The organism is Amycolatopsis sp. H20-H5 (genome assembly GCF_035828755.1).
Lineage (GTDB): Bacteria > Actinomycetota > Actinomycetes > Mycobacteriales > Pseudonocardiaceae > Amycolatopsis.
Genome location: NZ_JAYMZS010000036.1, coordinates 30,104 through 42,317 on the forward strand (window position 1 = coordinate 30,104; position 12,214 = coordinate 42,317).

Sequence of the window (12,214 nt, forward strand, 5' to 3'; positions counted from 1 at the left end):
GTCACAGGAGCTGCCCTTCACGAGTGCGGCGCCGCAGCACCGGCCGGGACAGGTGGGCCTCGAAGTTCACGGACGTAGTCAGTCCGGCCACGGTGGGGTGGTCGAACAGGTCGCGAACCGACACTTCGACGTTCAGCACCGCCCGGATCCGGGCCAGCAACCGGGCGGCGAGCAGTGAGTGTCCGCCGAGGTCGAAGAAGCTGTCGTCGATGCCGACCTCGGGCAGCGTCAGGATCTCCGCGTAGAGTTCACACAGCTGTCGTTCCCGGGGAGTACGCGGCGCCCGCCCGGTGCCGGTGACGACGGACGCCGGTGCGGGCAAGGCCTTCCGGTCCAGTTTCCCGTTGGGGGTCAACGGCATCGCGTCGATCTCCACGAAGGACGAAGGCACCAGGTAACGGGCCAGGTCGCGCGCGGCGGCGGCCTGGAGGACGTTCCCGTCGACCGGTGTCCGGCCGTCACCGACGATGTAGGCGACCAGGTTCTGGTCCGCCGGCCGGTCCTCACGCACGACCACGATCGCCTGCCGCACGCCGGGTACGGTTTCCAGCACGCGGGCGATCTCGGCGGGTTCGATCCGGAACCCGCGGATCTTCACCTGGTCGTCGGCCCGGCCGGCGAACTCCAGTTCCCCGTCGGCGTTCCACCGCACGAGATCACCCGTGTGGTACATCCGCGCACCGGGGTCCCCGAACGGATTAGCCACGAACCGTTCGGCAGTCAACGCAGGTCGGCGGGCGTAACCCCGCGCCACGCCCGCACCGGCCACGTACAGCTCGCCGACGCTCCCCGCCGGTACGGTCCGCAGGTACGCGTCCAGCACGTATACCTCGGTGTTGACGAGCGGCTTCCCGATGGACGCCCGACCGGTCGCAACCGGGTCGAGCGCGGCGACGGACACGTCGTCGGAGCATTCCGCGGGTCCGTAGACGTTCATCAGTGCCACGCCGGGAACGTGCTTGTACCAGCGGGTGATCAGCTCCGGCGGCAGCTCCTCGCCGTGCACCAGCAGCAACCGCAGGCCCTCCAGGCTTTCAAGACAGTCCGGTGCGTTCTCGACGAGATCGAGCACGGCGCGCAACAAGGACGGCACGATCTGCAGCACCGTGATCCGTTCCTCACGGCAACATCGCAGCAGGGCGGCCGGGTCACGCGCGGTGTCGTCGTCCATGGCGTGCACGCGTCCACCGACGGCGAGCATGGTCAGTGTCTGCCAGATGGACACGTCGAACGTCAGGGGCGCGTTGAACGCCATGACGTCGTTCTCGTCCAACTCGTACAGGTCGATCACCGCGTGCAGGTGGTTCGCCAACCCGCGGTGAGGTACCAGCACACCCTTGGGGCGTCCGGTCGAACCCGAGGTGAACACCGCGTAGGCGACGAGATTCTGATCCACCTGCCGGGAGAACACCGGCCCGGTGAGCGCGAGATCGACCACGTGGACGTCGTGCCCGGTCGCGGCCGCGATCTCCTCCGCACGGGCACGCAGATCCGACGACGCGAGCAGGACGCGCACCCGTCCGTCCGCGAGCATCCGGGCCACGCGGGACACCGGGGTGGTGTTGTCCACGGGCATGTAACCCGCTCCCGCTCCCAGCACCCCCAGGACGGCCGACACATACCAGGTGCTGCGTTGCGAGAGCACCGCCACCAGATCGTCGGGCTCGACTCCCGCGGCGGCCAGCGAACGGGCAATGCCAGCCGCGTCCCGATCCAGTTCGGCGTAGGTGAGGCCGCCGAGCGGCGAGGAGACCGCGAGGGCCTCCGGCCTCTGGGTGGCTGACAGAGCGACGGTCGCGGGCAGGTTGAGCGGTCGTTCTTCGCGACGAGGCCCGTTCCACGCCACGAGCTGCTGGTGGCGCTCGTTCTCGGTGAGGACCTCGATGCGACGCAGCGGGAGGTCCGGCTCGGCGACGACCGTCCGGCACACGGTCACCAGCCGGGTGGCCAGCGCCTCGATGGTCCGCCGGTCGAACAGGTCGGTGGCGTACTCCAGAACGAGGTTGATCCCAGCTGATTCGCCCTGGTCGTCGCGGCGGACCGAGAAATCGACGGCGAGGTCGAACTTCGCCGTACCCGTCGCGTCGGGCCGGTTGGTGATCGTCGCATCACCGAGGCGGAGCGCCTCGGTGTCCGACTCGTAGCCGTCGTCGAGCGCGATGAGGATCTGGAAAAGAGCATGGTAGGCGAGTGAACGCTCGGGGTTGAGGCGTTCGACGAGCTGCTCGAACGGCACGTCCTGATGGGCGAAGGCAGCCAGGTCGGTAGCCCGGACCCGGGCGAGCAGCTCGCGGAAGGTCGGATCGCCCGCCGTGTCGGTCCGCAGCACCAGCGTGTTGACGAAGAACCCGATGACGTCGTCGAGGGCCTCGTCGTCGCGGCCGGCCACGACCGTGCCCAACGGCAGGTCCTCACCAGCACCGATAGCGGTGAGAACCACCGCGAACGCCGCGTGCAGGACCATAAATAGCGTGGCATCCTCGGATTTCGCCAGCCGGTCGAGACCACCGTGCAAGCTCGGGTCGATCGCGAACTCGACGATCTCGCCGTCGTGGCTGGCCACCGGCGGGTACGGCCGGTCAGTGGGCATGTCCAGCCGCTGGGGCGCGCCGGCGAGGGTCTCGCGCCAGAACGCGAACTGCACGTTGCGGAGACTGTCCGGGTCCTTCTCTGACCCGAGCAACTCCTGGTGCCAGAGGCCGTAGTCGGCATACTGCACCGGAAGGGGCGACCACAGGGGAACGGTTCCGCGGACACGGGCCTCGTAGGCCCGCGACAGATCGTCGGCCAGCGGACGCATCGACCATCCATCCGCGGCGATGTGGTGCAACACCACGACCAGCGTGCCCTGATCTGCCCCGGTGGCGAGGAGTTCCGCGCGGATGGGGACGTCCTTGGTGAGGTCGAAGGTGCGGCCCACCACCTCCCGGACGGCCGGTTCCACGGCATTCGACGCTACCTCGGTTACGGTCAGCGGCGTGGCAATGTCGCTGACGGGGATGATCAGCTGCTCGGGCTCCCCGCCGGCCTCAGGGAACACGGTGCGCAGGCTTTCGTGCCGCACGACCACGTCCGTGCACGCTTCCGCGAGCGCGCGCAGGTCGAGTTGACCGGTGATGTGCCAGACGAGCGGGACGTTGTAGGTCGCTCCGGTCTGCTCGTACCGGTCGATGTACCAAAGTCTCTGCTGCGCGTAGGAAAGCGGAAGGCGGTCGGGGCGGTCAGCCGCGCGCACGGACGGCCGCGCCGTCGCCTGTTCGTCTGCCGCCATCGCGGCAGCGAGTCCGGCGACAGTCGGGTGGTTGAAGATGTCCCGAGTGGACACTTCTACCCGGATGACCGCTCGAATCCGGCTGATCAGCCTGGTGGCGAGCAAGGAGTGGCCACCGAGGTCGAAGAAGCTCTCGTCGACGCCGACGGCGGCGACCCCAAGGACCTCGGCGAACAACTCGGCCAGCCGGCCTTCCTCCGGGGTACGCGGCGAGCGGCCGTGCCTGTCTGCCGCGAACTCGGGCGCAGGCAGAGCGTGGCGATCCAGCTTTCCGTTGGGCGTAAGCGGAACCGCGTCAATCCGGACGAATGCGGACGGCACCATGTAGTTCGGCAGGGCGGCTGCCACGGTATCCCGCAGAGCAACAACGTCGACATCCGCGTCCTCGAGGACGTAGTAGGCGACCAGGCGCTTGTCGCCAGGCCGGTCCTCGCGTGCCACCACCACCGCCTGGTCGACGCCCGGGACAGCGCCGACGATCCGTTCGATCTCGGCCGGTTCGATGCGGTACCCACGAATCTTCACCTGGTTGTCGGCCCGGCCGAGAAACTCCAGTTCACCGTCGGGCGTCCATCGGACCAGATCCCCCGTCCGGTACATGCGCTCGCCGGTGGGGCCGAACGGGTTCGCCACGAACCGTTCGGACGTCAGTCCCGGCCGCGCCGCGTACCCCCGCGCCAGCCCGGGGCCCGCGACGTACAACTCGCCCGGGACTCCTTGCGACACAAGCCGCAGCCGACTGTCGAGTACGAGCGTGCGAGTGTTGGCGATCGGCTGGCCGATCGAGGCCGCGCCCCGGACAGCTCGCTCAGGGGCGATCCAGGCGATGGACACGTCGTCGCCGCATTCGGCCGGACCGTACATGTTCAGCAACGGAACATTCGGAACGTGCTGGTACCAACGGGTGATGAGCTCCGGCGGCAGTTCCTCGCCGTGCGCCATCATTAACCGCATGCTGCGCAGGTGCGCAAGATGCTCAGGCGCATCCTCCACGAGGTCGAGCACAGCACGCAACAGCGACGGCACGATCTGCAGGATGGTGATGCCTTGGTCACCGCAGCAGCGCAGCAGCGCAGCCGGGTCACGAGCGGTGTCGTCGTCCATCGCGTGCACGCGCCCGCCGGCGGTAAGCATAGTCAGGGCCTGCCAGACCGAGGTGTCGAAGGTCAGCGGCGCGTTGAACGCCAGGACATCACGTTCGTCCTGGCCGAGGAGCTCGGTCACGACGTGCAGGTGGTTCGCCAGCCCACGACGAGGTACCACGACACATTTCGGGCGTCCTGTTGAGCCGGACGTGAACACGGCGTACGACGCCGAGGCAGGGAGTCCCCGGGCCGGTAACGGACGGTTCTCGTCGCCAACGCCGACCACCGTCACCTGGTGGGAAACGACCCTGACGATCTCGTCGGCACGCTCACGGAGCGCAGGTTCGACCAGGAGGTGCCTTACCTTGCCGTCCGTGAGCATCGCCGCGGCTCGGTGCACGGGCGTGCCGGCGTCGATCGGCATGAAACCAGCGTCCGCACCGAGGACCCCCAGGATTGCCGAGATGTACCAGCCGCTGCGTTCCGAGAGGACCGCCACCAGGTCGTCCGTGCCGGCACCCGCACGGTTCAGCGCGTGTGTGACGCGGGTGCTCTCCGCGGCGAGTTCCGGGTAGCGGAGGGTCTCGTCCGCCCAGGACACAGCAACCGCCGACGGGTCCTCGCGGCCGCGCTCGCGCACCAAGGCGACAAGGTCCAGCGGCTGTTCCGCACGCGACGGTCCGGTCCACTCCACCAGCTGCCTGTGTCGTTCGGCCGGCGACAACGCGGTCAGTGCCGAGACCGGCCGCGCGGGGTTTTCCGTGGCCGCGGCCAGGACAGCGCTCAGCTTGTCCGCTAGCCGGTGGATGGTGGCCTCGTCGAACAGATCGGTGGAGTACTCCAGGACCGCCCGGATCCCCGCGGGATTCCCGGCGTCGTCCTGAGTCTCGATGAATTGCACCGCCAGGTCGAACTTGGCCGCGGCCACTGGCTGGGGCAACATCCGCACGCGCACCCCCGGCAAGCACAACTGGTCCGCCGCGGAGCCATCGTCGAGCGCGAAGAACACCTGGAACAGCGGGTGGTACGCGGGCGAGCGCTCCGGGTTGAGCGCCTCCACTACCCGGTCGAACGGTAGGTCTTGGTGCGAGTAGGCGTCTAGGGCGACGTCGCGGATCCGGTCGAGCAACGCGGTGAATGCCGGGTCGCCGGACAGGTCGGTCCGTAGCACCAGGGTGTCGACGAAGAACCCGACCAGGTCTTCCAGCTGTTCCTCGGTGCGGCCGGCGAACGCGGTGCCGAGCGGGATGTCCTCGCCGGCTCCGTACGCCGAGAGTGTCACGGCCAGCGCCGCGTGCAGGATCATGAACAAGGTGCAGCCCTCGGACCGGGCGAGTGCACATGCCCGCCGATGCAGATCCACCGGGATTGCCACATCAATGGCCTTACCGCGGTAGGTAAACGTGGCAGGGCGTGGGCGGTCCGCCGGCAGCGACAGCTGTTCGGGCGCCCCGTGCAGGGTCCGCTTCCAGAACTCGACCTGCTCGGTGGCGAGCGCGCTGGGTTTCCCGTCCTCCTCGAGCAAGGTTCGCTGCCACAGGGCGTAGTCCACGTATTGCACGGGCAGCGGATCCCATCCCGGGGCGACGCCCTGCACGCGGGCCGCGTACGCCTTGCTGAGATCGCGCGCGAATCGTTCGAGCGACCACCCGTCACACACGATCTGGTGCACGACGGCCAGAAGCGTCCGTTCGTCGGGACCGTTGACCATGAGATGCGCGCGGATCGGCGGTTCCGCGTGCAGGTTGAACTCCTGACCGACGAGGTCGTCGACCCGTCCCGGCACCGAGTCGGCCTGAACCCGTTCGGTCATCAGCAGCGATCCGAGAGAGTCCGGGTCCAGTACTCGCTGTTCCGGTTCGCCGTCGGTTTCGGGGAAAATGGTGCGCAAGCTCTCGTGACGTGCGATGACGTCCCGCAGTGCAGATTCCAGGGCGCTCTCGTCCACGGGTCCCGTCAACTGCCACAGGTACGGCACGTTGTAGGCGGAACCGACGTCGCCGTAGCACTGGAGGAACCACAGCCGCCGCTGCGCGAACGAGAGCGGGACACGCTCCGGCCGCGGAGCCGGGACGAGCTCGGGTCGCGCGGTGTACTCGGCCGTCAAGGTGCACCAACCTTCTGGGAGAGAGGCTTACTGGGCGTTGAGGGTCTGGGTGATCACGGATGCCAGCTCCGAGACCGCCGGCGGCCGCATGATGCTGTGGTGGTCCGCGGTTACCGACGCGAACCGCAGGTCCGGACCGATCAATGAGCCCCAACCCCACGTGCGGTCCGTGTCGGCGGGGGTGCCGTCCGCCTCGGCCCGCACGAGCAGCACCGGGTAGTCGGCGCCCTGGGCGACGCCCCCGGCGGCGTACTCCTCCCACGCTCTGGAGTTCGCCGCGTAGACGTCGAAGATCGTCTTCACTTCGTCCTCGGTCGTGCCCTCCGGCAGGTGGCCGCCGGTCTGCATCGCCTTGAGCGTGAGTTCGTACATGGTCGGTACCTCGGCGGGCATCGACGGCAGCTCAGGCTCGAAATGCCACGCGAACTTGCTGGCGAGCTTCGACTCGGTCAGCTGGTGCGCCTCCTGGAGCGCGTCGTCAGAGATGTCGTCGAACCCCGGAGCCGGGCAGTCGATCAGGACGAGCAACGCCACGTGGTGCCCGGCGCGCCGTAGCGCGTCCGCGGTGCCGCGCGCGACCTGCCCGCCGAAACACCAGCCGACCAGTACCGGCGGGCCGTAGCCACCGGCGGCGATGGCTGCGGCGTAGTCCTCGGTCATGACGGCGAAGTCGTCGTGCGGTGGCATGCCGTGCAGGCCGATCGCCTCCACGCCCACCACCTGGTGCTCCGCCGGCAGCATTCGCGCGAGATCCCAGTAGCCGAGCGTTGTTCCGCCGCCGGGGTGGAAGCAGAACACCGGTGAGGTGGCGGGTCCCTGTCGCAGTGGCACGAGGTTCGAGTCGTGGAACTTCCCGCCGCGGATCAGGTCCGCCGTGGCGGCGACGGTCCGGGCCCGCATGATCGACGCCATGGGCAGGTTGCTGCCGAACGCTCGATTGACCCGCGCGATCAGCTTGATCGCGTGCAGGGAGTTGCCGCCGAGGGCGAAGAAGTCGTCATCACGGGAAATGTCACCGATGCCGACGACCTCTTCCCAGATGACCAGCAGTCGCTGTTCGATGGAGTCGGTCGGTCGCGTCGGCCGGGTGCGCTGCGGTTCGACCGGGGTGAGTGCCTTCCGGTCGAGCTTGCCGTTGCTGGTGAGCGGAAGCTTCTCCACTACCTGCCACCTGGTCGGCACCCATGCGGGCGGCAGCTCGCGCCGCAGCCGCTCCTCCAGGTCCGCGGTCGTGGCGTCGCCGTCGAGGACCACGTACGCGTCGAGGTGACTGATTAGCCCGCTCTCGTCCTCTCGGGCGATCACGGTTGCCGCTACCACCCCGTGCAGATGCCGCACGGACCCCTGGATCTCGCCGAGACTGATCCGATGCCCACGCAGTTTGACCTGGTCGTCGAGCCGGCCGAGAACTTCGACCCCGGCACCGGGCACGAGCCGGCCGAGGTCACCGAGCCGGTATCGCCTGCCGGAGAAGCCGCCGGTCTGGCCGCTCAGGTAGCCGAGTCCCACGTGGGGTCCGCTGATCAGGACCTCACCAGGACACCACGGCGGCAGGAGTGCGCCCGCGCTGTCGACGACGGTGACGGAGTTACCGCCGAAACCCGTCCCGACCGGAACGGACCTCAGCCGTTCGTCACGAGCGGTGCCAACCAGATGACACACCGCGCCGATGGTCGTTTCGGTCGCTCCGTAGTGGTTGTACACGCGGAGGTCCGGTGCCAGCGCCTGCAGCCGGTCGGCGAGCGACGGTGGGAGGAACTCACCGCCCAGGACGAGGACTCCCCGCGGCAGGATCGCGGCCGGGTCGTCCGCCGCGGCGAGCAAGGCGGTCAGGTGCGACGGCACGAGTTTCATCAGGTCGGCCGGGTGCCGGCGCAGCCGTTCCGCGAGCGCGGCCGGATCGGTGGCCACGTCGACATCGATCAGGTGGACACAGCCACCCTTAGCCAGCACTGGGAAGATGGCCGTGTACGCCAGGTCCGCGGCCAACGTAGACATCGCGACGGACCGCGTGCCGCTGTCGATGCGGAACACCTCACTGCTCGCGGCGACGTAGTGCGCGAGTTGCTCGTGGCCGATGACCACGCCCTTGGAAGTCCCGGAAGTTCCTGAGGTGTAGATGACGTAGGCCACGCCCGTTCTCGTCTTGGACTCCGGCTGCGGGCAGGTGTCCAAGATCGAAAGATCGTGCTGAACGATCACCGAGGCTGCGACGTCGCGGACGACGGTGTCCATCCGGGCCTGCGGCCAGGCCGGGTCGAGCGGGACGAAGGCGGCTTCCGCCAGCCAGATCCCCACCATCGCCACGACAGTCGCCACCGCCGACTCGGCCATCACCGGCACCAACGCACCAGGGCGAACACCGTGCTCCCGCAGCACGTCGGCGAGCGAAGCGGCCCGGTCGACCAGCTCCCGGTACGTCACGACGGCCGCGCCGCCGACGACCGCGGGCGCGTCCGGCTGCTCGTCTGCACGCGCGAGGATGCCGCGCAGAACCGTTTCCGGCTGGCTGACCGGCTCCGGTACCTGCTTCGGTTGTGGCGCCAGGCGAAGGACGCCGATCTGCCGCGCCGGCTCGGTCACCGCATCGGCCAAGAAATGACCGAACGCCTCGGTGAGCGAACCGAGATCCTCGGCGTTCGCACCCTTCGCCGCCACTGCGACCAGCATGCCCTCGGGGCCCGACAGGCAGTCCACGTGCAGGTGGGCCAGGACGTCCGGCGGCTCGGCCAGGCCGTTCTTCCGGTACCGGAACGCGAAAGCAGTGGCCCGCTGGGCGACCTCAACCGGATCGAACTCGTACTCGGCGGCTGTCGCGTCCGTCAGCGCCGCGTCCGCCGCCTTCACGGCGTCGGCGAACGACGTCTGCTGGCCGAGTTCGAACGACAGCGGCACGGGCCGTTCGAGCGGGCCGACGAGATTCCCGAGGCCAGGCGCGGAACGTCCGTCCGTGACGACCACCGCGTGATGTTCCTCGGTGCGCGTGTAGCGCACGTAGACGCTTTCCCACGCCGCGAGCACCACGGCGGCCTCGTCCACCGCCAGTTTTTCAGCGATCTCCTGGACCCGTTGGACCGTCGTGGCGGGGATGGTCGACGACAACTCCGAGGCGCTGCCGGCGGCCGTCACGAACGGGAGGTACGACCGCGTCGTCGCCGCCGCTGGTACCGCGTCGACCACCTGTTCTTGTAGCCAGACAGCCACATCCGCGTACTGGAGCACCTCGCCTGGCGCGTCCAGCGCACCCGTCAGCGTGCCAACGAGCAGTTCCCAGGACGCCGGATCCGTGCTCAGCCGGGGCAGTTCCACGACGAGGTCGGTGCCGTCGGCGGTGGGGAGGAGCTCGACCGAAACCGCGCCAGCGCGCACGATGGCGCCACCCTCGGAAAGCGGTTCGACCGCGACGCCGTCCGGTTCGTCGACCACCTGGACTGGCACACTTAACCCGGCCACGTCGACGTACCGGGTGCGCAGTACCTCATGCGCCGCCACCATCGCCGACAACCGGCCGGCGATGTCGTCGACGCTGATCGTTCCGTCCGTCCGGACGCGCCGGGACACTCGGTCGACTCCGCCGTGCCGGCGGTACAGGGCCTGTTGTTGCGGGGACAGCTGGTAACTGGTCGCTTCCGGCTCGAGCGCGGTCATCGCGTGGTTCCGGTGCGTCCGTCGTGCTCGTCGGTCATGGCTACCAGGACTCGGCGCGGTCCCTCGTACGAGTCTCTTCCGTGCGAGACGAGCATGTTGTCGATCAGCAGGACGTCGCCGCGTTCCCACGGCTCCCGGACGGTCTCGGCCTCAAGCGCCGCGCGCACTTCGTCCAAAGTGGAGTCTTCGATCGGTTCGCCGTCGCCGTAGGAGGCCTGCCGGGGAAGCTGGCCGGGATCGAGGTCGAGCAACGAGGCCCGGACGTCCGCGGGCAGCGCCGAGGTGTGGAAGAGGTGCGCCTGGTTGAACCAGAGATCGGCACCGGTGGTCGGGTGCTCGACCACCGCCTGGCACTTCTGGGACGTCCACAATCGGTCAGTCCCCTGCCAGGCGAAGTCGATCTCCCAAGCCCTGCAGAATTCTTCGACCTCGTTCGGGTCTTCGGTCTCGAACGCCTGCTGCCAGGTGACGCCCAGCCCGCTGCCGTAGTTGCGCACGTATCGGACGCCCCTGGCCGCGAACGACTCGAACAACGCCGAGTCCAGGCGTTTGCTGATCCTGCGGTTGTCGGCCAGCGGGGTCGCGCCCCCAACCGGTGCCGCGGTCTCGCAGTAGAACCACAGGTACCTGGGCCAGACCCTGGCGTAGGCCATTTCGTTGTGCTGCGGGATGGTCTGGTCCGCTGGGTAATCGGTCGACGTGTAGACACCCTCCACAGTGGGCCTGCGGTGCGTCGAACCGTTGGTGTAGCTGAGCAGAGCCGGCGACCACGCCCTGACGACCGCCTGGAAGTCCGCGGGTTCCCGGATCGGGAACCCGCGGAACAGCACGGCTCCGCGCTCGTTCAGGATCTCCTGGACCCGTGGCTTGTTGTCCCGCATCCACGCGGCCAGGTCAACCGTCGGCACGATGGGGCGGGCAACGGACGGGACACCGCGGTCAGCGAGTTCGACCGTCACCAGGTCCCTGGTGGAGACGGCCAGACGCCGCCGCGCGGCCGGTGAGTTCAGCGGTGATGGGGTGGTCATGTCGCTCCTTCGGGTCGGCTGGTCACGGGCGGGTGACGGACGCCGGCCACGACTTCAGTTCGTCCGTGCGCGAGATCAACGGCATGTCCCGGATATCGTCGTGCTTGAGCACCCACATCAGGAACCGGTCGACGCCCATCCCGAATCCGGACGTCAGCATCGGGAATTCCTCCTTCATGCGGACGTACCAGGCATATTCCTGCTCGTTGACCCCGTGCAGCGCGATGGACTTCCGCAGTTCCTCCGCGCTGGTGTGGCGTTCTCCCGAACCCACGACCTCCCCCATGCCGAAGTACAGGTCGGCGCTCTTGGCCGTCGTCCCGGTCTCGTCACCGAACGCCTGGTAAAACGGCACGGCAAGACTCTCGAAGTGATGCACCCAGACGAATTCGCTGACGCGTTGCATCAGCAGTCGCTCGCCTTTCCGGGTGAGCGTGCGCCACTCGCCCTCGTCCCGGATGGTTCCGTCGACGTCGGCCACGGTGCGAACGGCCTCGTCAAACGTCAGCTCGGCGAACTTCCCCTTCGTCTCGACCATCCGGATGAGATGGGAAACATCACCACGCGCGTCCGCCAGCCGGTCGCCGACGCCGTCGAGAATCGCCCCCGCCAGCGCCTGGACGTAGCCAGTCACGTAGTCAATCAGGGCATTCATGTCGCCGGGGATCTCGGCCTCGCTGTGCGTGTACTGGCCGAGATGCGTCTCGTCCGGGTTCTCACCCCGGAACGACGGCATGATCGTGTAGCAACCACCCGGCGCGACTCGGCAGCCGTACTCAAGGGCGAACTGCATGGAGTCGGCGAGATAGGTGTTCACGCCGCTCACGGTCACCGGCACGGGCTCGGAGTCGCTCCCCAACGCCGTCGGACACGTCACGGTGCGGGTAGTCACGGGCAGGAAAAGGTTCTTCACACCGCGAGAGCTCGCGTACCGCTGGGTGGTCACGTGGATGATGTCGTGCAGGTCGCCGACCAATCGGTACCAGGGTGATCCAAGGGATCGAGCCAACGCCGTCAGATCGTTGCTACCCCAGTTGGCGGGCGGCTCGACAGTAGTCACAGTGGGGTTCACGCG

At 68.3% G+C, this 12,214-nt stretch carries 4 protein-coding genes; all 4 read right to left on the bottom strand.

Annotated elements, in window-relative coordinates:
* Nucleotide 1: 1 nt before the first annotated feature.
* The 4 genes from QMK34_RS20885 to QMK34_RS20900 are packed head-to-tail and all read right to left on the bottom strand — an operon-like array spanning nucleotide 2 to nucleotide 12,211.
* The gene (locus QMK34_RS20885; protein ID WP_326415836.1) at nucleotides 2-6,463 is read right to left on the bottom strand and encodes a non-ribosomal peptide synthetase; all 6,462 of its coding nucleotides are present in this window, start codon (nucleotides 6,461-6,463) and stop codon (nucleotides 2-4) included.
* A gap of 27 nt (nucleotides 6,464-6,490) precedes the next feature.
* Nucleotides 6,491-10,111, bottom strand: coding sequence for a non-ribosomal peptide synthetase (locus tag QMK34_RS20890; protein ID WP_326415837.1), 3,621 nt, complete (start codon nucleotides 10,109-10,111; stop codon nucleotides 6,491-6,493).
* The gene (locus QMK34_RS20895; RefSeq protein ID WP_326415838.1) at nucleotides 10,108-11,139 is read right to left on the bottom strand and encodes a TauD/TfdA family dioxygenase; all 1,032 of its coding nucleotides are present in this window, start codon (nucleotides 11,137-11,139) and stop codon (nucleotides 10,108-10,110) included. The genes QMK34_RS20890 and QMK34_RS20895 overlap by 4 nt, the downstream gene beginning before the upstream one ends.
* Nucleotides 11,140-11,161: 22 nt before the next feature.
* On the bottom strand, nucleotides 11,162-12,211 hold the full coding sequence (locus QMK34_RS20900) for an amino acid--tRNA ligase-related protein (protein ID WP_326415840.1): 1,050 nt from the start codon (nucleotides 12,209-12,211) through the stop codon (nucleotides 11,162-11,164).
* Between the last annotated feature and the right edge of the window lie 3 nt (nucleotides 12,212-12,214).

Coding starts and splice junctions, on each gene's coding strand:
- QMK34_RS20895 (WP_326415838.1), bottom strand. CDS start 11,139: ATGACCACCCCATCACCGCTGAACTCACCGGCCGCGCGGCGGCGTCTG.
- QMK34_RS20890 (WP_326415837.1), bottom strand. CDS start 10,111: ATGACCGCGCTCGAGCCGGAAGCGACCAGTTACCAGCTGTCCCCGCAA.